This window comes from Novosphingobium sp., from assembly GCF_027486195.1.
Classification (GTDB): domain Bacteria; phylum Pseudomonadota; class Alphaproteobacteria; order Sphingomonadales; family Sphingomonadaceae; genus Novosphingobium.
In genome coordinates this window covers 102259-122755 of record NZ_JAIXPP010000011.1, presented here as the reverse complement: position 1 = coordinate 122755, position 20497 = coordinate 102259, and the positions used below count along the sequence as shown (strand labels likewise).

The following is a 20497-nucleotide window of genomic DNA, read 5'->3' as shown; positions in this document are numbered from 1 at the left end:
CGGCATGCCCGGCGGCAAGATCGCGCTGTGGCTCGGCGTGTTCGGCGTCGCGCTCACGATGTTCTCGTGGTGGGGCAAGGTGATCAAGGAAGCGCATGCGGGTGATCACACCCCGGTCGTGCAGCTGCACCAGCGCTATGGCATGATCCTGTTCATCGCTTCGGAAGTGATGTTCTTCGTCGGCTGGTTCTGGGCTTTCTTCGATTTCTCGCTGTTCCCCAACCAGTTGGTGGAAGTGGTCGGCGGCAAGTGGCCGCCCAAGGGCATCGAAGCGGTGATGAACCCCTTCGACCTGCCGCTGCTCAACACGCTGATCCTGCTCTGCTCGGGCACGACGCTGACCTGGGCGCACCACGAACTGATCCACGGCAACCGCGAAGGCCTCAAGACCGGCCTGTGGGCGACCATCGCGCTCGGCCTGCTGTTCAGCTCGATCCAGGCCTACGAGTACATGCACGCGCCGTTCCCCTTCGGCGAGAACACCTATGGCTCGGCGTTCTACATGGCGACCGGCTTCCACGGCTTCCACGTGATCGTCGGCACCATCTTCCTCGCGGTGTGCCAGGCGCGCGCCTACAAGGGCCACTTCACGCCGCGCCAGCACTTCGGCTTCGAAGCGGCCGCGTGGTACTGGCACTTCGTCGACGTGGTGTGGCTGTTCCTCTTCGTCGCCATCTACGTTTGGGGCGGCTGGGGCGCGCCGATCGAGTGATCGGTTCCCGGTGACAGACAGCACCGAACAAGCAACGAAAGGGCAGGGCGGGCTTACCCGCGCTGCCCTTTTCGGTTTGTGCCCCCGCTGCGGGGCGCGGAGCTTGTGGGATGCGCCCGCAGCCTTTGCGCCGTCCTGCCGGGCTTGCGGTCTGGTGTTTGAGGATTATGAACCGCGCGGGCGGGGGCTCTATTTCGTGCTGCTGCCGCTGACATTCCTGCTGATTGCGGGGGCGTTGAAGCTCGATGATTTGGTGCGCCCGCCTTTGTGGCTGATGCTGGCGCTGATCGTGGTGGTGGTGCCCGGCGTGATCTTCGGCACGCTGCGGCTGATGAAGGCGGCCTTGCTGATAGCGCGGCTGCGCGCGGCGGGAGTTTTGGCGTGAAGCGTATTCCGATTGTGCCGACGCTGATTGTGCTGCTGGCGGTCGCCTACATGGTTCATCTCGGCCTCTGGCAGCTTGACCGGCTGGGGCAGAAGGATGCGATGCTGGCGCGGTATCAGGCTGCGCAAAGCTCTGGCAGCGAAGTGCCGTTCCTCATTCCGCCGATGCTGGCCGAAATGAACTATTACCATCGCAGCCGTCTTGACTGCGACATCGTGCTCAGCATGACGACGCTCTCCGGTCGCAATGCCAAGGGGGAAGCTGGCCTTGCGCATTCCGCGCAGTGCCAGACGCCGGAAGGTTCGACAGCAACAGTCGTACTAGGCTGGTCGCGCGATCCTTCGACGCCGGTCTGGAAGGGCGGCCGTGTGACGGGCTGGATCGCACCCGGACCAAGGTTGGTGGCCGATCCGCCGGTGGCCGGGCTAGACGCCAACGCGAGGCCTGATCCCAGGGACATTCCCAACAACCATCTCGCCTATGCGGTGCAGTGGTTCCTCTTCGCGGGCGTGGCGCTGGTGATCTATGCGCTGGCGCTCAGGAAGCGGATGCGCGGAAGCTGATCACACCCGTTCGTGTCGAGCGAAGTCGAGACACCATACGCCGCGCGCGGTGTCTCGACTTCGCTCGACACGAACGGGAGGGGTCTCAGAACCTCACCGCCCCTCAACCCTTCGTCATCCCCGCGAAGGCGGGGATCTAGGGCGAGGAAGTGCTGCAGCCGCTCTGGATCCCCGCCTTCGCGGGGATGACGAAGTGTTGGGGCGTGACCAACGGGACGATGCCAAATCCGCATCCGCAGCCCCACCACCCCCAAATCCTTGCGCCCCGCGCCCCCGCCCGCTAACCGGCGGGGCCATGAAGTACGTCAGCACCCGGGGCCAAGCGCCCTCGCTCGATTTCGAGGGCGTGACCCTCGCCGGCCTCGCCTCCGACGGCGGGCTCTACGTGCCCGAGCGCTGGCCGACGTTCACCCATGACGAGATCGCCGCGATGGCCGGGCTGCCCTACGCGGAGCTCGCCGCGAAGGTCATGCAGCCCTTCGTGGGCGACTGCATTGCGCCCGAGCGACTGCAGGAGCTGACGCGCGAGGCCTATGGCCGGTTTGCCCACGCGGCCGTCACCCCGCTTGTGCAGCTGGATGAGCGGCAGTGGCTGCTCGAGCTGTTCCACGGGCCGACGCTGGCATTCAAGGACGTGGCACTGCAACTGCTCGGCCTGCTCTTCGAGGAATTCCTCGGGCGCCGCGACGATCACCTGACCATCGTCGGCGCGACGTCCGGCGATACCGGCTCGGCGGCGATCGATGCCGTGGCGGGGCGCGCGAAAGTGGATATCTTCATGATCCACCCGCATGGCCGCGTTTCCGATGTGCAGCGCCGCCAGATGACCACGGTGCTCGCGCCCAACGTGCACAACATCGCCATCGACGGCAGCTTCGATGATGCGCAGGCGATGGTGAAGCGCATGTTCAACGACAATGCGATGACCAGCCGCTTCGGCATCGCGGCGGTCAATTCGATCAACTGGGCGCGGCTGATGGCGCAAGTGGTCTACTACTTCGCCGCCGCGCTGCAGCTTGGCGCGCCGCAGCGCAAGGCCGCTTTCAGCGTGCCGACCGGCAATTTCGGCGATGTGTTTGCAGGCTATGTCGCCGCGCAGATGGGCCTCCCCATCGAACGGCTGATAGTCGCGACCAACATCAACGATATCCTCCACCGCGCGCTGTCGAACGGCGACTATTCTGCAGGGACGGTGACGCCGACCTCGGCCCCTTCGATGGATATCCAGGTCTCCTCGAACTTCGAACGGCTGCTTTACGATGCGGGCGGGCGCGACGGCGCGGCTCTGCTGGCGCAGATGAAGCAGTTCGAGACGACCAAGGCGATGCAGCTGACCAATGCGCAGCGGCAGGCGGCGGCCGGGCTGTTTACCAGCGCGCGGGCGGATCAGGTGGAAATGGCCAAGGCCATGCGCTGGGCGCACGAGGCTTGCGACGAAGTGCTCGATCCGCATACCGCGATCGGGCTGCATGCCGCGCGGGTGGCCGCCGGGCTTCCTGCCGATGTTCCGGTGGTAACGCTGGCGACGGCACATCCGGCCAAGTTCGGCGATGCCGTGGAGCGCGCAACCGGCGTGCGGCCATCGCTGCCCGGGCGGGTGGGCGATCTGTTCGAGCGCGAGGAGGCCTATACGCGCCTGCCGGGCGACTATGACACCGTCGCCGCGTGGATTGCCGAGCGCGCCACGCCCCGAGCCGGCTGAGGTGGCCAAGCTCGATCTTCAGGCAAAGCTCATGGTCGGGGCGGGCTGGGACCAGTTTGGCCTGATCGACAGCGGCGACGGGCGCAAGCTCGAACGCTACGGCCCCTATCGCTTCATCCGCCCGGAACCGCAGGCCTTGTGGGCACCGCGCGTGGCGGTGTGGGATGCGCATGGCGAATTCGTGCCGGGGTCCGACGAGGACGGCGGCGGGCGCTGGACGTATGCCAAGCCGGTGCCGCGCGAAGGCTGGCCGCTCGATTGGCGCGGGATCGGCTTTACCGCGCAGTGCACGCCGTTTCGCCACCTCGGCTTCTTTCCCGATATGGCGCCGGTGTGGGACTGGATGGGCGAGCAACTGGACGGCCGTCTGGATGCGTCCACGCTCAACATGTTCGGCTATACCGGCGTCGGCACCATGGCGCTCTCGCGCTTCGGGCCGGTGACGCATGTCGATGCCTCGAAGAAGGCGGTCGCGCAGGCGCGGGCCAATGCGGCGGCGGCGGGGCTGGAAGACAGGCCCGTCCGCTGGATCGTCGACGATGCGGCGAAGTTCGCGGCGCGCGAGGTGCGGCGCGGCAAGCGCTATGACGGGATCATCCTCGATCCGCCCAAGTTCGGGCGCGGGCCGGATGGCGAAGTCTGGCGGCTGGAGGAGAACCTGCCGACCCTGATCGCTGATTGCGCGCGGCTGCTGGATGCGCAGAGCCGGTTCCTGTTCCTCACCGTCTATGCCGTGCGCATGTCCTCGCTCGCTATTGGCGGGCTGCTGGCAGAGGCGCTGGCGGGGCTGCCGGGCACAGTCGAGCACGGCGAACTGGCGCTCGCCGAGGAAGGTGAAAGCGGGCGCATCCTGCCCACCGCAATCTTCGCGCGCTGGTCCAATCCTGAAACATAAGAAAATCTGGGGCGGGCATCGCGACCACCGGCACTGGACAAGGGGGCGGCGGGGTGCCAGAGGCGCGGCCCGTGAACGACAGCCTCATCCTTGAAGTCGCCAACATCGAAAGCGATGTGCTCACCGGGATCTATTCCGAGGAGACCGGGCGGCCGCAGCCGCTGCGCATCTCGATTTCGGCCGCGCTCACCGCGCAGGACCGCTACACCCCCGATTGCCCGCTGACGGCGAGCAAGAACTACATGGACCTTAAGCACGCGGCGACCGAGGGCCTGCCGCAGGGCGTGCATTTCCAGCTGATCGAATCGGTGGCTGACCACATCTGCGAGACGCTGTTCCTGCAGGATAGCCGCGTGACGCGCGTCACGGTCAAGATCGTCAAGCTTGCGATCAGCGAGCGCGGCGAGGAGATCGGCATGACGCTGACCCGGCACCGGCGCGATTGATGGCGGAGCCATCCGCCCGCCCGCTTGCGCTGGTCACCGGGGGATGGCGGCGCATCGGTGCAGCGATTGCCCGCACGCTGGCCGTGGCGGGCTGGGATCTGGCGCTTCATGCGCATAGCGCCGCGACTTTCGATCAGGGCTTTGCAGACGAACTCGCGCGGCTGGGCGCGGCTGTCCATCCGCTCGCGGCGGACCTTGCCGATGCCGAGGCCGTTACGCGGATGCCGGCTCAGGCCATGGCGCTGGCCGGGCGGGCACCGACGCTGCTGGTCAATTGCGCAGCGCTGTTTCGCGAGGATACGGTCGCCACGGTGACCGCCGGGATGCTCGAGGAGCATTTGGCGGTGAACCTTGCCGCGCCGGTGCTGCTCACCCGCGCGCTTGCCGACTTGGCTGTGGGCGATGCGGCGGTCGTCCATATCCTCGACCAGCGCGTGCTCAATCCGGTGCCCGATCAGCTGAGCTACACGCTATCCAAGCAGGCGCTGCACGCCGCGGTGCGCACGCTGGCGCGCAGTCTTGCGCCGCGCGTGCGGGTCAATGCCGTGGCGCCGGGGCTCACCCTGCCGACGCCGGACTATACCGAGGAGCAATGGCTGCGCCTCACCGCGCTGATGCCGCTCGAACGACTCGCCAGCCCGGGCGAGATCGCCGAGGCGGTGCTGTTCCTCGCGCAGGCGCGCGCCGTCACCGGACAGACTATTTTTGTTGATGGGGGCGCGCACCTTGAATCTTTTGCGCGAGACTTCGTATACCTCGAAGCATGAGTTGCACCCCGTCACCGCTTATTGATCGCTTCGCGCGCCGCATCACCTATCTGCGGCTCTCGCTGACAGACCGCTGCGACTTGCGCTGTTCCTACTGCATGCCCGAACGCATGACCTTCCTGCCGCGCGCCGAGGTGCTGACGCTGGAAGAGCTGCACGAGGTGGCGCTGGCCTTCATCGCGCGTGGGGTGCGCAAGATCCGGCTCACTGGCGGCGAGCCGCTGGTGCGGCGCGACATGATGCAGCTGGTCCGCGCGCTCGGCCGCAAGATCGATGACGGAAGCCTCGACGAACTGACGCTGACCACCAACGGCACGCGGCTCGCCGAATTCGCCGATGATCTGGCCGCGGCAGGCGTGAAGCGCATCAACGTCTCGCTCGATACGCTGGACCGCACGAGGTTTTCCGAGCTGACCCGGCGCGACAGTCTGCCGCAAGTGCTGGAAGGCATTGCTGCGGCCAAGGCGGCGGGCATCCGCATCAAGCTCAATGCCGTGGCGCTCAAGGGCATCAACGAGCACGATCTGCCCGATCTCATCGCCTGGGCGCACGGTGAAGGCCATTCGGTCACGCTGATCGAGGTCATGCCGCTCGGCGAGGTCGAGGGCGACCGCTTCGATCACTATCTGCCTTTGGATGCGGTGCGCCGCGATCTCGAATCGCGCTGGACGCTGACGGGGAGCGATGCGCGCACCGGCGGGCCGGCACGCTATGTCGATATTGCCGAGACGGGCGGGCGGCTGGGCTTCATCACGCCGCTCACCGGGAATTTCTGCGAGGGCTGCAACCGCGTGCGCGTGACCGCGACCGGGCAGCTCTTCATGTGCCTCGGCGGCGAAGGCAAAGTGGACTTGCGCGCCGCGCTGCGCTCCGAGCATCCCGAAGCAGCGCTCAATGAAGCCTTTGCCCGCGCGATGGGCGAGAAACCCGAACGCCACGGCTTCGTGATCGATCGCCCCGGCGCGGCGCCCGCGCTGGCGCGCCACATGTCGATGACCGGCGGCTAGGATGTCGGCAAGACTGGTGTTCCTGGGCCGGCTGGAGGACATCGCCGGCATGGGCGAGCTTGCAGTGAACCCCGGTCCGCTCGAGCAAGTGCTCGCTGCGCTCGATCCCGCGCTTGCCATCGAATTGCTGGGCGAGCGGGTGCGTATGGCCTTGAACGGCGCGCTGCTCGGCGATGGCGGCGGCGTGATTTTGGCCGAAGGCGATGAGCTCGCCTTCCTGCCGCCCGTCAGCGGGGGCTGAGGTGGCCGAGGTCCGCCTCCTGGGCGAAGGCTTCTCGCCGACGGACGCGCTTGCCGCATTTACCGCCGCGCACCCTGAGGCGGGCGGCATCGTCAGCTTCCTCGGTCAGGTCCGCTGTGAAGGCGGCCCCAATGCGGTCGAGGCGCTGGAGCTCAAGCACTACGCCGCGATGACGTTACCCGGCATGGAGGCGCTCGCTGCCGCCACCCGCGCACGCTGGGCGCTCGATGGGCTGCTCGTCATCCACCGCTACGGGGTGATGCACCCCGGCGATCCGATCGTGCTGGTTGCCGCCGCTGCGCGCCATCGCCGCGATGCCTTTGCCGCCGCCGATTTCGCGATGGACCACCTCAAGAGCCAGAGCTGGTTCTGGAAACGCGAGAAAACCGCGCGCGGCTGGCGCTGGATCGAGCCCCGGCCCGACGACCACCGCGATCTGGCGCGCTGGTAGGAAGCTAACCGCCGAGCGCGCCGCCCAGCGCGGCAACCGCGCGGTCTTCCTCGGCGAGGAGACCTGCGACTTCGCGGTGTGCGGGATCGACGATCTTCAGATCGGCATCGGGGCCGGTGGCCGCCTTTTCGGTCGCGGCGATCAGCAGCCGGTCGAGATCCGCGAGCGCAACCATGCCCTCGCCGCGCGCCGAGGTGAGGCTGGCGAGGGCGATGGCGGCGCTGCTCCAGGCTTCGGTGCCGGGGACGGCGCCCTTGGCCGCCGCGATCAGGCGGCTGGCGGCGCCCTGCCGTTCGAGGAAGCGGCTGTGAGCGGCGCGGGCCGCATCGCGCAGCGCGGCGACGCTGGCGGGGAGATCGGCGCCGGCGGGAAGCTGGGTGGTCAGCGGCAGGCTTGCGGCGGGCTCCACCGGCTGGCCGGTGCCATAGGCGCGCTCCGCCGGGCGAATCGCCAGCGAGGGAAAGCGGGCGCGGTCCGCATTGCAGGCGCTGAGCGCGAGAAGGGCGAGGGCCGGCGCGGCAAGACGGATGGACAGGAATGCCATACCCGGGCCATAGAAGCTTTTGCCGGGGCGGGGAAGCAGGGCCTGCAGCGTGTCAGACGCGCAATTCGCCTCCCTGCAGCGTTGACATGGGGCCCTCGTTCGATTAACCGCGCCACTCTTTCCGGGCCTCCGCAATCGTGCGGAGATTCGGCCATGCCGGTTGATGGTGCGCATTTTGCGGGTCCATCGGGCGGCCAGACACTTGAAACGGATAGCAGGAACCATGTTCGCAATCGTGCGCACGGGCGGCAAGCAGTATCGGGTTGCCGCCGGAGACAAGATCGCGGTCGAAAAGCTGGCGGGTGAAGCCGGTGAAACGATCACGTTGACCGACGTCCTTCTCGCGGGGAACGAAGGCGTGCTCGCGGATGCCAAGGGCGTGACCGTTTCGGCCGAGATCATCGCGCAGGCGAAGTCCGAGAAGGTGGTCGTGTTCAAGAAGCGCCGCCGGCACAACTATCGCCGGAAGAACGGCCACCGCCAGCAGCTGACCCTGCTGCGTATCCTCAGCGTCGCCTGATCGCGACACCAGAGTCCAGCGACTCGCAAGATTCCGGAGTAAGCTCAGATGGCACATAAGAAAGCAGGCGGCTCTTCGCGCAACGGTCGCGATTCGGCAGGCCGCCGCCTCGGCGTCAAGAAGTTCGGCGATCAGCACGTGATCGGCGGCAACATCATTATCCGCCAGCGCGGCACGAAGGTGTACCCGGGCGCCAATGTCGGCATTGGCAAGGATCACACCCTTTTCGCGCTCGCCGAAGGCCGCGTACGTTTCCACTCGGGCAAGCTTGGTCGCAAGTACGTCTCGGTGGACATGATGGCCGAGGCCGCAGAATAACCGGATGGTCAGATCGGGCCATCCGCAACGGATGGCCCCCGCCGGCTCGGTAGAGCTGGCTTGACGAGGGAGAGGGGCCAACCCGTCTCCCTTTTTCTTTGTCTCCCTCACCCAAGCCACGATCTGGCGCATTAACCGCGCGAGACATGGCGACACGCAATATGCCTGTCATTTCCTTTGGTTAGCAGCCGAGGGAAATCGAGGGGCGGATGAGGAGACAAGGCATGTTCATTCGCAGTGAAAGACTGTTCCTGCGCCCCGCCTGGCCCGAAGACTGGGCCGAACTGCACGCCGCGATCGACGATGCGGCGGTTGTGCGCAATCTCGCCCGCGCGCCCTGGCCCTACCGGGCGGACGACGCGCGCTGGTTCGTGAGTCGGCAGCAGGACCCGCGCCATCCCGATTTTCTTGTGACCATGCCCAGCGCCGATGGCGCGCGGATCATCGGCTGTGCCGGGATCGCGCCGGGTGAGCAGGGCGCGGTCGAGCTCGGCTACTGGATCGCGCGCGACCAGTGGGGCCACGGCTATGCCACCGAAGCCGCACGCGCGGTGCTCAGTATTGCGCGCGCGCTGGGGCACGACCGGATCGAGGCGAGCCACTTCCTCGACAATCCAGCCTCGGGCCGGGTGCTGCGCAAGCTCGGCTTCGTGCCCACCGGCGAACACCGCCCCCGCCGCAGCGAAGGGCGCGGCTCGGTGGTGACGAGCGTGGTCTACCAGATCCACCTCGGCGAGGCCGGCAACGGTGACGGCGGCGGTGACGATCAGGAGTCGATGCGACGCGCGGCCTGACCCTGTGCTCCTTGCCGACTGCTCTTGCTCTGGGCGCGCCGGAGTTCTAGGCGTTGGAACTCCGGCGCGCGGGGGGAATTGCGCGCCGCAAGGGGGAAATCGGCCCACACAATGTCAGTTCGCAAGCGTCTCAGTCCCGAAGAAAGCCGTATTGCCGCCCTTGAAGCTGCACGGGCCCTGTTGATCGAAACGGGACCGCAGGCGGTAACGCTGAAGGCCGTTGCGGGCCGCATCGGGCGCACCCATGCCAATCTGCTGCACCACTTCGGATCGGCCTCGGGCCTCCAGAAGGAACTCGCGCGCCATCTCGCCGAGACGATCTGCGTGGGCATCCGCGAGGCGGTGATTGCCAGCCGTTCCGGCATCGGAAGCCCGCGCGATGTGGTCGAACTCACGTTCGACGCGTTCGACCGCGAGGGCGCAGGTGCGCTCGCCTCATGGATGCTGCTCACCGGCAACGAGGATGCGCTCGATCCGATCGTCGATGTGATCCACGATCTGGTGATCGAACTGAACGAGTTCGGCTCGGACACCATGCGCGGCACCACGCTGACGCTTGTGCTCATGGCGCTCGGGGACGCGCAGATGGGCGGGCCGCTGAGCCAGGCGCTCGAGCTGCCGCGCACCGCCGCGCGCGACTATGCCGCAACCATGCTCGAGAAGGCGATCGCCGAGAGCGGCCAGATCATGCAGGCGGGCTGAGGTCCATCCACCGGGGGGCGGCTTCAGGAGCGATATCCTCCACGCGCCGGTGATCGACCGCGAGGCCGAGGTCTGGATAGGCAGCGCGCTGGCGGGCGGGATCTGACTGATCGAGCGGCACGACAACCAGCCGCCGGTTCACCTTCTGCCGCCAGTTCATCCGCGCGGTGTTTTCCTGACCCACATAGCAGCCCTTGGTGAAGCTGACGCCGGCGAGGTCTGCGGCATTGGTTTCGAGCCAGAGCGTCTGCTCGCTGCCGAGTTCGGCGAGACCCTCGGTCACCCCCAGCGTGAGTCGGTGGGCAAGCCAGGCTGCGTCAGCGGCGGTATCGTCGGCGCTCACCGGAGCGATCCAGCGGTGGCCGAGTTCGGGCAGGCGCGGATCGGTCGGTTCGCCATCGGCCTGCCAGTAGACGCCGAGCGTGGTATCCTCGGCAATCGCGATGCGCCGGCGCAGGCGGTAGAGCGCGAGGCGCTTGGCGAGCGCAGGCGCTGCGGCAGCCTCGCAATCGAGCAGGAGGTCCGCTCCATCGCCCCAGACGATAAAGTCGAACAGCGCCTTGCCCTGCGGACTCAGCAGCCCGGCCCAGACGGGGAGGGGGCCCTTCACGTCATTGGTCACGAGGCCCTGAAGGAAGGCGGCAACGTCCTCGCTCTCGTCCAGCGGGGAAAGGCGCACCAAGGTGCGTGTTGTCAGTCTGGGTGCGCTCATAGGTGACAGATAGGCATGCTCCGGCTTAAGGGGAAGGGCATGACTGAACCTCGCTCGATCACGATCCGCCGCCCCGATGACTGGCATGTCCACTTGCGCGATGGCGCGCTGCTGGCGGGCGTTGCCCCGCACACCGCGCGGCAGTTCGCCCGCGCCATCGTGATGCCCAACCTCTCGCCGCCCATGACCGATGTGGCGGGCGTTTCGGCTTATCGGGACCGGATCATGGCCGCGCTGCCGGCGGGCACGGATTTTACCCCGCTGATGACGCTCTATCTCACCGACCATACCGACCCGGACGAAGTCGAGCGCGGCCACAGCGCGGGCGTGTTCGTGGCCGCCAAGCTCTATCCGGCGCATGCGACCACGGGTTCGGCGCATGGCGTGACCGACGTGGCGAACATCATGCCCGTGCTGGCGCGGATGGAAAAGATCGGCATGCCGCTGCTGATCCACGGCGAGGTTACGGACCATCATGTCGATATCTTCGACCGCGAGGCGGTGTTCATCGAGCGGACGCTGATCCCGCTGGTGAAGGCGCTGCCCGGCCTTCGCGTGGTGTTCGAGCATGTGACGACGAGCGAGGCGGTGCAGTTCGTCGAGAGCGCGGGGGCAAACCTCGCTGCGACGATTACCCCGCAGCACCTCCACATAAACCGCAACGCCATGCTGGTGGGCGGCATTCGCCCGCACGCTTATTGCCTGCCGGTGGCGAAGCGCGAGCATCACCGGCTGGCGCTGCGCAAGGCGGCAACCTCCGGCAGCCCGCAGTTCTTCCTCGGCACCGACAGCGCGCCGCATGCCAAGCACCTCAAGGAAGCGGCCTGCGGCTGCGCGGGCATCTTCAACGCGCCCTACGCGCTCGAAAGCTACATCAAGGTGTTCGAGGAAGAAGGCGCGCTCGACAAGTTCGAGGGCTTTGCCAGCGAAAACGGACCGCACTTTTACCGCCTGCCGCTGAACGAAGGCACGGTGACGCTGGAGCGTGCGCCCGTGACCGTCCCGGACGAGATCGATGTGGGCGAGACGATGGTCGTGCCCTTTCACGCTGGAGAGACGCTAGGCTGGCGCTTTCGTGTGTGAATTGAGCCGCGCCTGATGGATCATGTCCCAGGTGAACAGGCCGAGCGCGATCCAGATCAGGATGAAGCACCCCGCGCGTGAGCTATCGAGCGGCTCGCCATAGAGGAAATGCCCCAGCAGGAAGCCGATGCTTGGCGTGATGAACTGCGCAAAGCCCATGGCCGAGAGCGTCAGCCGCCGCGCGGCATAGCCGAACAGCAGCAGCGGAATTGCCGTGAACAGGCCGCCGATCATGAGGAGGACGGCCATCTCCCAACTCGCGGTCATGCTCGACCCGCCGCCGGCCCCGCTGCCAGTCCAGGCGTACCAGCCGACGACAGCGAGCGCGGGGAGCAGGCTCACGCCGGTCTCGATCGTCACCGCTTCGACTGCGCCGGCAGGGACGATCTTGCGGACAAGGCCATAGAGCGCATAGCTCACCCCCAGCGCCAGGGAGACGGTGAGCATATCCAGTTCACCGAAGGCGAGGAGGCCGATGCCGGTGGCGGCGATCACCACTGCGGCCCATTGCACCCGGCTCAACCGCTCATGCAGGAAAACCGTGCCGATGAGCACGTTGATCAGCGGCATGATGTAGTAGCCGAGGCTGGTCGCAAGAACGTGGCCGGTGACGACCGCGATGAAGAAGATCAGCGAATTGGTCGCGGTGAGCGCCGCGCTGGTGGCGAGCCTGAGCACCACCGTCCGGTTGCGCAGCGAGGCGAGGAGCGAGGGACCTTGCCGTTGCAGCGCGATGATCGCGAGGCAGATGGGCATGCTGCACACGATCCGCCAAGCCAGCAGTTCTGGTGCGGGCACTTCGCCCAGCAGCTTGAAGTAGATCGGCATGACGCCCCAGAAGGTGTAGGTCGCAATCGCGGCGACAGCACCGTTGTTGCGGGAGGATGAGGTGGTCATGGCGCGCGCCATGGCAGGCCCGGCGCGCACGACCAAGCATCAAAATGGCATGACCTGAACAGGCACTGGTGACGCGGAGTTAACCATGGCCGGTGCATGAGACGCGTGGATGCGCCTTCGTCACACCTTGCCCGCGATCCTCATCGCCGCGCTGGCCGCCTGTTCGGCCGACGCACCGCGCACGCGCGGCGGCGAGGAAGGCCCCGCGCACGATCCGGTAATGACTGCAGCGATCGAGGGCCAGCTGATGGTCGATCCCGATCTTTCGCAGGCCAACAGCCGCAATCTGGCGATCATTCCGGCTGGCCCTGCCGATCCGGCCCTGCCGCTGCCCGATCCGAAAAGCTAGGTGTCTCTGAGCCCCACGCCAATCGTCGCGCGCGGCTGTTCCATTTCGGCGGACGAGACCGGATAGGCGCACGAATCGGCCATGTAGTAGCCGCCCGGTCGGTTGTTGCCGGAAAGGCCGGTGCCCCCGAAAGGTGCGGCGGCGTTTTCGCCGATGGTCGGGCGGTTCCAGTTGACCACGCCGGCGCGGATGTTGGCCCAGAAGCGGTTGTAATCCTGCGGCGATCCCCCGACCAGCGAGGCGACGAGGCCGAAGCGCGTGTTGTTCGCCTCGGCAATCGCTTCGTCGAAATCATCCACGCCGATGACCTGCAGCAGCGGGCCGAACAGCTCGACATCAGGCCGTTCGTCGATCTTGGTCACGTCGATGATCGCAGGGCTGACGAAAGGCATATCCTCGCGCAGGCGGGCCATGTGCTTGATCGCGCGGCCGCCGTTGGAAAGGAGATAGACAAAGCTTTCGGTGAGGCCATCGGCGGCGGCGTTATCGATCACCGGGCCCATGAAGGGCGTGGGCGTATCGAACGGTGCGCCGACGATCAGGCGTTCGGTGAGGCGGCGGACTTCGGTGACCACCGCGTCGTACATGGTCGATTTGACGATCAGCCGCCGCGCGGAGGAACAACGCTGACCCGCGCTGGTGAAGGCCGATTGCACCACGATCGCGGCGGCATCGACGATCTTGGGCGTGTCCCACACCACGATCGGATTGTTGCCGCCCAGTTCGAGCGCGACGACCTTGCCCGGATTGGACGCGAGCTTGCGATTGATCGAGACCCCGGCATGGGCGGAGCCGGTGAACAGCACGCCGTCCACCCCGTCGTGCATCGCCAGCGCCTGCCCTTGCTCTGGCCCGCCGAACAGCACCTGCACCACGGCGGCGGATATGCCGGCGCGGTGGAAGCAGCGGGTGAGCATATCACCGGTGGCGGGGGCCTTCTCCGACGGTTTGAACACCACGACATTGCCGGCAATCAGCGCGGGGATGATCTGCGCGGCGGGAAGCAGCGCGGGCATGTTGTAGGGGCTGATCACCGCGACCACGCCATGCGGCTTGTGCCGCACGGCGGACGTGCCATTCAGCGCGCCATCGAGTTTTCGCTGCGACGTGCGCTCGGCATAAGCGCGCACCGAGACTTCGACCTTGTCTACCACGCCATCAACTTCGCCGCGCGCTTCCCACAGCGGCTTGCCGGTTTCGCGGGCGATCAGATCGGCGAGCTTGTCCGATTCCTTGCGCACTTCGTTGGCGAAGCGGCGCAGCAGTTCGATGCGGGTGGAAAGCGGCTGCGCGGCCCAGAGCGGCCAGGCACGGCGCGCGCGTGCGATCACGTCATCGACGTCGCCGATCCGGCCACGCCACAGTTCCGAACCGGTCGCGGGTTCGAACGAGACGAGTTCGCCGGTGGACACGGGTGCGCGGGGCCTTCCTCTGCCTTGCCTCTGGAGCGGCTTGGAGCCGCTTGCGTGTGCGGCCTATGGCATGGGAGTGGTAACCAAACAAGAAACCCCGCCGCGGGAAATCAGGGATGCCCCTTGTGCCCGGCGGGAGCTGGCGGCGCGCCGTGCGCCTCGCCCATGCGGCGCAAGGCGGCGATCTTGGCTTCGAGCAAGGACCAGTCGTCGCTTTCGGCAATCGGTGCCCAGATTGCCTCGACCTCGTCGATCAGCATGGATTGCGGGGCGGGATCGTCCCAATAGGGATGGGTGTCGGCGCCGGGTTCGTAAGCGGCGAGGGCTTCGCCGAGCGCACCACCGGCCTCTCCCCGGCCGGCCCCACTCCGATTGGCCCGATGGCGGAAGAAGAATGCATCCGGCCCTTCGCCGCTTTCGCTCATCGCCTGTTCGCACAGGCTGATCAGCGCGGTATCCTCCTCGATCCCGCGCGGCACGAGGCCGAGCCGCCAGCACCAGCGGCGGGCCATGGCGGCGCGGTAGTGATCCTCGAAGGTATTGAGCGCGGCAATCAGCGGCGGGGCTTCCTCCAGCGTGCGCAGCGCGACCGCGAGCTGGCCGCAGTTCCAGTGGATCGCCTGCACCTGCCGCCCGAAGGCATAGAGCCCGCTGCTGTCGAAATAGGCGGCGGTAAAGGCGGGGTCCCAGCGGGGCAGCCAGCGCCACGGGCCGTAGTCGAAGCTCTCACCCGTCACGTTCATGTTGTCGGTGTTGAGCACGCCGTGAACAAAGCCGGCGACGATGTAGCTCGCGGCCATATCGGCCATGCGTTCGACAACCTGATGCAGCAGGCGTGCAGCCGGGCTCGCGCCTTCCGGCCCGCTCGGTCCGGGGAAATTGCCGAGGCAATAGCCGACGAGCGCGGCCATATTGTCCGCCTCGCCCAGCGCGGCCAGCCGCTGGAACGTGCCCATGCGGATGTGGCCGTGGCTGAGCCGCACCATCACCGCCGAGCGCGTGGGGGAGGGCTCGTCGCCCCGCCACAGCGCTTCGCCGGTTTCGATCACCGAGAAGGTGCGGCTGGTGTTCACGCCAAGCGCGCCGAGCATCTCGGTCGCGAGGATTTCGCGCATCGCGCCCTTCAGGGTGAGGCGGCCGTCGCCCTGCCGGCTCCACGGCGTCTGGCCCGAACCCTTGGTGCCGAGGTCCATCAGGCGGCCCTGCCCATCGAGCATCTGCGCATAGAGGAAGCCGCGCCCGTCGCCGAGATCGGGATTGTACACCTGGAACTGGTGGCCGTGATACCGCAGCGCGAGCGGGTGGGGGAGGTTGCCCTCCAGCGGGGTGAAGCGGCCCATGTGGCTGATCCATTCCGCGTCGGTCAGCCCGGCAAGGCCAACTTCGGCCGCCGCGCGCTGGTTGCGGAAGCGCAGCCTGGTTTCGGGAAAGTCTGCCGGGGCGACGGGATCGCCGATCCATGCGGCGAGATCCAGAATGCGGGGAGCCGATTGATAAGGGCTTGGGCGGTAGATCGCGTCTTGCGGGCTTTGCTGCATCGCGCGATAGTGGGGGTGAAGCGGGCGGCGTGCAAGCGCGCCCCTTTTGTTTATGTGCGGGGCTCAGGCAGTAGAGACAATGGCAGAGGCGCTGAAAGCCGGCGAAAAGCGCTGGGAAGATCGCAGCTGGTCAAGCAGCGACGGCCTCCGGCTGCATTTCCGCGATTATCCGGGCAACACGGATCGCCCCCCTGTGCTGTGCCTGCCGGGGCTGACCCGCAATGCCCGCGATTTCGAGGCGCTGGCCGAGCGTCTGGCCGGGGAATGGCGCGTGATCTGCCCGGACATGCGCGGGCGCGGCGACAGCGATTATGCGCGCGATCCGATGACCTACACTCCGGCGCATTATGTCGCCGATGTCGAGGCGCTGCTGGCGGCGGAAGGGATCGAGCGCTTCATTGCCATCGGCACGTCGCTGGGCGGGCTGATGACGATGCTGCTCTGCGCCGCCAATCCGGGGCGCATCGCGGCGGCGGTGATCAACGACGTTGGCCCGGAGATCGAACCCGCCGGCCTTGCACGCATCCGCGAATATGTCGGGCAGGGGCGCAGCTACGAGACCTGGGTTCATGCCGCGCGGGCGCTGCAGGAAGCCAATCGCGACATCTATCCCGCGTGGGAACTGCCCGACTGGCTGCGCCTCGCCAAGCGCTGCATGGTGATCGGCACCGGCGGTCGCATCGTGTTCGATTACGACATGAACATCTCCGAGGCGTTCGAAGCGGAGCAAGGGCCAGCCCCCGCGCCCGAGACGATGTGGGCGCTCTACGATGCGCTGGCGACGCGCCCGCTGCTGGTGCTGCGGGGCGCGCATTCGGATATTCTCTCCGCCGATGTTGCCGCGCGGATGGCTGCGCGGGCGCCTGCGGCCGAACTCGTCACTATCGCCGGCGTGGGCCATGCGCCGACGCTGGACGAGGACGAATCCATAGCTGCGATCGCGCGGCTGCTGGCGCGTGCAGGGTGATCGGCAGAGTGATCGGCAGGGCATGAGCAAACCGGCGCCCGGCAAGCGGCTCCACTTTCTCCACCTGCATTCGACCTTCGACGCGGGGGGCAAGGAGCGGCGCAGCACCAGCCTGATCAACTGGTTCGGCAAGGCGGTCGATCACAGCATCGTCTCCGCCCAGCCGGGGGCGCTGGGCGCGCGGGCGCAGCTCGATCCGGGGCTTCCGGTGCATTTCCCGTTTGGCTTTCCGCCGCTGCAAGGCCGCTTCGGTGTGCGCCGGTTGCAGACGCTGGCGCGCGCGATGCAGGGCTTCGACCTGATCCTCACCTACAACTGGGGCGCGATGGATGCGGCGATGGCACATGCGATGTTTGCGCCCACGCTGGGCCTCGCCCCGCTGATCCATCACGAAGACGGGTTCAACGCCGACGAGGCGCAGAAGCTCAAGCCCTCGCGCAACTGGTATCGCCGCGTCGCGCTGGCCCGGGCAAGCGCGCTGATCGTGCCTTCGCGCCAGCTTGAGCGCGTGGCGCTCGAGGTGTGGCACCAGCCCGCCGCGCGGGTACACCGCATCGGCAACGGCATACCGGTCAAGGACTACGACCCCGCCAAGGCAAAGCGCGTGCGCCCCGATGCCCTGCCCCGTGTGGTCAAGCGACCGGGGGAGAAATGGCTGGGGACGCTTGCCGGCCTGCGCCCGGTCAAGGCGCTGCCCCGGCTGGTGCGCGCCTTCCGTGCGCTGCCGGAGGAATGGCAGCTGGTGATCGTGGGCGAGGGGCCCGAGCGCGAGGCGATCATGGCCGAAGCGCTGCGGCTCGAGATCGGGCACCGCGTCCATCTGCCGGGCTTCGTGGTGAAACCGGCCGAGGCGACCGCACTGTTCGATCTTTTCGCGCTGTCTTCCGACAGCGAGCAGTTCCCGCTTTCGGTGGTCGAGGCAATGGCGGCTGGCCTTGCCGTGGCAAGCCCGGCGGTGGGCGATGTGGCGGATATCGTTTCGGCGCATAACGCACCCTTCATCACTGCGCCGGGCGACGAGGCCGCGCTGGCGGCGGCACTGGCGCAGCTGGCTCAGGACGAGACGCTGCGCCGCCGGGTGGGCGCCGCCAACCAGCTGCGCGCGCACGAGCAGTTCGACGAGGGCGTGATGGCACGCCGGCACGCGGCCCTCTATGCCGCCGCTCTGGGGCTGCCATCATTTCCGTAAAGCTGCCGGACAGTATCCCCATGGCAAACCGGCCATGTCAAAGCGGTTGAATTGGCAGGCCCCCCTGCTAAACAGCCGCATTCGTTAACCCAACGACCTGAAAGCGCAGTCTTGGCTCTCACTCCGAACACTCCATCTGCCCCCTCCCCCGCGAACAGCAAGGACGCTGCCGCACAGGAAACCTTCCTGCGTGAGGTCGATGATGCACTGCGCGAGGATCAGCTGTTCACTTTGCTGCGCACGCGCGGGCGGCCGATCATGGCGCTGGTCGTCGGCGGCCTCATCGGGCTCGGCGGCTGGTTGTGGTATACCGAGCATGCCGCAAGCGTGCGGGACAAGCAGAGCGAGGCTTTCGTGACCGCGCTCGACGCGCTGGAGGCCAGCCGCAACCAGACCGCAAAGCAGGGCATGGATCCGCTCGCCAAGACCGGCACCCCGGGTTACCGCGCGGCGGTGCAGATCACCGATGCCGGGATTGCCGAGCAGGCCGGCAAGGCCGATGACGCTGCCAAGATGTTTGCGGCAGTTTCTGCCGATGGCTCGCTGCCGGGCCCCTACCGCGATCTCGCCACGGTGCGCGAGGTGGCGACCAATTTCGACAAGCTGCCGCCGCAGACCGTGATCGACCGGCTGAAGCCGCTCGCGGTGCCGGGCAAGCCGTGGTTCGGCAGCGCCGGTGAACTTGTCGCGCTCGCCTACCTCAAGCAGAACAAGACCGAGGCGGCGGGCGCGCTGCTGGCCTCGATCGCCAAGGACAAGGCCGTGCCCGATACGCTGCGCCGGCGCACCCGGCAGCTTGCCGGGCAACTCGGCGTGGATGCCGTGGACAATCCGGCCGCCGCCGCGAATGGCGGTCAGGGACAATAATGGATTTTCGGGATGGGATTTGAGGACATGACCGCAGCACGTCGCAGCCGACCTTTGGCGATCCGACGCTATGCCGTTTCCGCGGCAGTGGTGCTCGCGCTGGCGCTCAGCGGCTGCGGGATCACCAAGGGCAAGACCAAGTCGACGCCGACCGTGGGCGTGCGCATCCCGATCCTTTCGAAGATCGAGGCCGGCACCAAGGTCGATGAGGGCATGTCGGTCCTCGATGTGGTGCTGCCGGTGGCCGAACCCAATCCCGATTGGGCGCAGGCAGGCGGCACGGCGTCCAAGTCCTACGGCCACCTCGCGCTGGCGCAGCAGCCGCGCAAGCTGTGGGTTACCCGCATCGCCGGATCGAGCCCCAAGCAGCGCCTCGCGGCAGCGCCGGTGATTGGCGGCGGCAAGCTCTATGTGATGGACACCGAAGGCATGGTCCGCGCCTTCGATGCGGCCAGCGGGCACGAGGAGTGGAAGACGGAATTCCGCCTGCCCTCAGCAAACGCCTCGGTGTTCGGCGGCGGCGCGGCCTACAACGATGGCAAGGTCTTCATCACCACCGGGCTCGGCGAAGTCGCGGCGATCGAGGCGGCGAGCGGCAAGGTGCTGTGGCGCGTGAAGCCCGCAGGTCCGCTGCGCGGCAGCCCGACGATCGCGTTCGGCGGCGTCTATGTGATGACGCAGGACAACCAGATCGTCGCGCTAAACGTGGCGGACGGCACGCAGCTGTGGAGCGAATCCGGCTCGGTCGCGCAGACCGGCGTGTTTGGCGTGGCAGCGGCAGCGGCCGGGCAGGGCACGATCGTCGCGGGCTACAGCTCGGGTGAACTCGTCGCCTACCGCTACGAAAACGGGCGCCAGCTGTGGTCCGACGCCCTTGCGCGCACCAGCATCGCGACTTCGGTTTCGACGCTGACCGACATCGACGCCGATCCGATCATCGAGAGCGGCCGCGTCTATGCGCTCGGCCAGGGCGGGCGCATGGCCGCCTACGAACTCGTGACCGGCCAGCGCGTGTGGGAACTCAACCTCGCCGGCATTTCAACCCCGGCGGTGGCGGGCGACTGGATCTTCACGCTGACCGACGAAGACAAGCTCCTGTGCATCGCCAAGGCGACCGGCAAGGTGCGCTGGATCGCGCAGATGAAGGCCTATCGCAGCGTCAAGAAGAAGAAGGGCCCGATCTTCTTCACCGGCCCTGTGCTTGCGGGCGACCGGCTGTGGATGGCCAACTCGGAAGGCGAATTGCTTGCCGCTTCGGTCACGGATGGGGCGGTCAAGCGCTACGCCAAGCTCGGCGCGCCGGTCACGCTGGCACCGGTTGTCGCGGGCGGGGTGCTCTACGTCCTTGATGACAGCGGGCACATCACCGCGTTCCGTTGATCGGAGGCATTCTCAGTTCTTGCCGGCGCATAAACGATTTTCTCATAGGTCCTCGT

Annotated in this window: 25 protein-coding genes; 20 read left to right on the top strand and 5 right to left on the bottom strand. The window is 67.1% G+C overall.

Features of this window, described 5'->3' with window-relative positions; translation table 11 throughout:
- From Q0071_RS02560 to Q0071_RS02515, 10 genes are all read left to right on the top strand, one after another.
- The coding region (locus tag Q0071_RS02560; RefSeq protein ID WP_298164966.1) for a cytochrome c oxidase subunit 3 at nt 1-712 on the top strand (712 nt) is incomplete at its 5' end.
- A gap of 10 nt (nt 713-722) precedes the next feature.
- Entirely contained in the window at nt 723-1097 is a 375-nt protein-coding gene (locus Q0071_RS02555; RefSeq protein WP_298164964.1) for a DUF983 domain-containing protein, read from the top strand.
- Nucleotides 1094-1660 (top strand): SURF1 family protein, encoded by a 567-nt coding sequence (locus Q0071_RS02550; RefSeq protein ID WP_298164962.1) that lies wholly within the window; start codon nt 1094-1096, stop codon nt 1658-1660. Before Q0071_RS02555 ends, Q0071_RS02550 begins: the two co-directional genes overlap by 4 nt.
- Before the next feature lie 295 nt (nt 1661-1955).
- On the top strand, nt 1956-3362 hold the full coding sequence (thrC, locus tag Q0071_RS02545) for a threonine synthase (protein WP_298164960.1): 1407 nt from the start codon (nt 1956-1958) through the stop codon (nt 3360-3362).
- 31 nt (nt 3363-3393) lie between these two features.
- Nucleotides 3394-4257: an RsmD family RNA methyltransferase gene (locus Q0071_RS02540; RefSeq protein ID WP_298164980.1), complete on the top strand. Its 864-nt coding sequence runs from the start codon at nt 3394-3396 to the stop codon at nt 4255-4257.
- Between the two features lie 71 nt (nt 4258-4328).
- The gene (locus tag Q0071_RS02535) at nt 4329-4703 is read left to right on the top strand and encodes a dihydroneopterin aldolase (RefSeq protein ID WP_298164958.1); all 375 of its coding nucleotides are present in this window, start codon (nt 4329-4331) and stop codon (nt 4701-4703) included.
- Complete coding sequence (locus Q0071_RS02530; protein WP_298164955.1) at nt 4703-5470, top strand: SDR family oxidoreductase; 768 nt, start codon at nt 4703-4705, stop codon at nt 5468-5470. The genes Q0071_RS02535 and Q0071_RS02530 overlap by 1 nt, the downstream gene beginning before the upstream one ends.
- Nucleotides 5467-6477, top strand: coding sequence for a GTP 3',8-cyclase MoaA (gene moaA / locus Q0071_RS02525; protein WP_298164953.1), 1011 nt, complete (start codon nt 5467-5469; stop codon nt 6475-6477). Before Q0071_RS02530 ends, moaA begins: the two co-directional genes overlap by 4 nt.
- Nucleotide 6478: 1 nt before the next feature.
- Nucleotides 6479-6718 carry a MoaD/ThiS family protein gene (locus Q0071_RS02520; protein WP_298164951.1) on the top strand — a complete coding sequence of 80 codons (240 nt, stop codon included), beginning with the start codon at nt 6479-6481 and terminating at the stop codon, nt 6716-6718.
- Between the two features lies 1 nt (nt 6719).
- Nucleotides 6720-7169, top strand: coding sequence for a molybdenum cofactor biosynthesis protein MoaE (locus Q0071_RS02515; RefSeq protein WP_298164949.1), 450 nt, complete (start codon nt 6720-6722; stop codon nt 7167-7169).
- Between the two features lie 4 nt (nt 7170-7173).
- On the opposite strand, the gene Q0071_RS02510 is transcribed toward Q0071_RS02515, so the two are convergent.
- Entirely contained in the window at nt 7174-7713 is a 540-nt protein-coding gene (locus tag Q0071_RS02510) for a hypothetical protein (protein ID WP_298164947.1), read from the bottom strand.
- 223 nt (nt 7714-7936) lie between these two features.
- Between Q0071_RS02510 and rplU the strand changes: the two genes are divergently transcribed.
- From rplU to Q0071_RS02490, 4 genes are all read left to right on the top strand, one after another.
- A complete protein-coding gene (rplU, locus tag Q0071_RS02505) occupies nt 7937-8233 on the top strand; it encodes a 50S ribosomal protein L21 (RefSeq protein WP_298164944.1) in 297 nt (98 codons plus the stop codon).
- A gap of 48 nt (nt 8234-8281) precedes the next feature.
- Nucleotides 8282-8551, top strand: coding sequence for a 50S ribosomal protein L27 (gene rpmA, locus Q0071_RS02500; RefSeq protein WP_298164942.1), 270 nt, complete (start codon nt 8282-8284; stop codon nt 8549-8551).
- 224 nt (nt 8552-8775) lie between these two features.
- Complete coding sequence (locus Q0071_RS02495) at nt 8776-9345, top strand: GNAT family N-acetyltransferase (RefSeq protein ID WP_298164941.1); 570 nt, start codon at nt 8776-8778, stop codon at nt 9343-9345.
- Nucleotides 9346-9456: 111 nt separating this feature from the next.
- Complete coding sequence (locus Q0071_RS02490; protein WP_298164939.1) at nt 9457-10047, top strand: TetR family transcriptional regulator; 591 nt, start codon at nt 9457-9459, stop codon at nt 10045-10047.
- Here the strand turns inward: Q0071_RS02490 and Q0071_RS02485 are convergent.
- On the bottom strand, nt 10031-10759 hold the full coding sequence (locus Q0071_RS02485) for a folate-binding protein (protein ID WP_298164938.1): 729 nt from the start codon (nt 10757-10759) through the stop codon (nt 10031-10033). The two genes, Q0071_RS02490 and Q0071_RS02485, sit on opposite strands and share 17 nt — an antisense overlap.
- A 39-nt stretch (nt 10760-10798) precedes the next feature.
- Between Q0071_RS02485 and pyrC the strand changes: the two genes are divergently transcribed.
- Entirely contained in the window at nt 10799-11842 is a 1044-nt protein-coding gene (pyrC, locus tag Q0071_RS02480; RefSeq protein ID WP_298164935.1) for a dihydroorotase, read from the top strand.
- Here the strand turns inward: pyrC and rarD are convergent.
- Nucleotides 11819-12739: an EamA family transporter RarD gene (gene rarD / locus Q0071_RS02475; RefSeq protein ID WP_298164933.1), complete on the bottom strand. Its 921-nt coding sequence runs from the start codon at nt 12737-12739 to the stop codon at nt 11819-11821. The genes pyrC and rarD overlap by 24 nt on opposite strands.
- A 109-nt stretch (nt 12740-12848) precedes the next feature.
- Here rarD and Q0071_RS02470 point away from each other — a divergent pair, with 109 nt between their 5' ends.
- On the top strand, nt 12849-13088 hold the full coding sequence (locus tag Q0071_RS02470; RefSeq protein WP_298164931.1) for a hypothetical protein: 240 nt from the start codon (nt 12849-12851) through the stop codon (nt 13086-13088).
- Here Q0071_RS02470 and Q0071_RS02465 read toward each other — a convergent pair.
- Both Q0071_RS02465 and Q0071_RS02460 read right to left on the bottom strand, forming a co-directional pair.
- Entirely contained in the window at nt 13085-14500 is a 1416-nt protein-coding gene (locus Q0071_RS02465) for a succinylglutamate-semialdehyde dehydrogenase (RefSeq protein ID WP_298164929.1), read from the bottom strand. The genes Q0071_RS02470 and Q0071_RS02465 overlap by 4 nt on opposite strands.
- Nucleotides 14501-14610: 110 nt before the next feature.
- Nucleotides 14611-16038: a protein adenylyltransferase SelO family protein gene (locus tag Q0071_RS02460; protein ID WP_298164927.1), complete on the bottom strand. Its 1428-nt coding sequence runs from the start codon at nt 16036-16038 to the stop codon at nt 14611-14613.
- A gap of 79 nt (nt 16039-16117) precedes the next feature.
- Between Q0071_RS02460 and Q0071_RS02455 the strand changes: the two genes are divergently transcribed.
- The 4 genes from Q0071_RS02455 to Q0071_RS02440 all read left to right on the top strand — a co-directional run bounded on the left by Q0071_RS02455 (nt 16118) and on the right by Q0071_RS02440 (nt 20441).
- Nucleotides 16118-17005 carry an alpha/beta hydrolase gene (locus Q0071_RS02455; protein WP_298164925.1) on the top strand — a complete coding sequence of 296 codons (888 nt, stop codon included), beginning with the start codon at nt 16118-16120 and terminating at the stop codon, nt 17003-17005.
- A gap of 22 nt (nt 17006-17027) precedes the next feature.
- The gene (locus Q0071_RS02450; protein WP_298164923.1) at nt 17028-18194 is read left to right on the top strand and encodes a glycosyltransferase family 4 protein; all 1167 of its coding nucleotides are present in this window, start codon (nt 17028-17030) and stop codon (nt 18192-18194) included.
- Between the two features lie 111 nt (nt 18195-18305).
- Nucleotides 18306-19061, top strand: a complete 756-nt coding sequence (locus tag Q0071_RS02445; RefSeq protein WP_298164921.1) for a tetratricopeptide repeat protein — start codon at nt 18306-18308, stop codon at nt 19059-19061.
- Between the two features lie 27 nt (nt 19062-19088).
- On the top strand, nt 19089-20441 hold the full coding sequence (locus tag Q0071_RS02440; protein ID WP_298164919.1) for a PQQ-binding-like beta-propeller repeat protein: 1353 nt from the start codon (nt 19089-19091) through the stop codon (nt 20439-20441).
- Nucleotides 20442-20497: the final 56 nt, after the last annotated feature.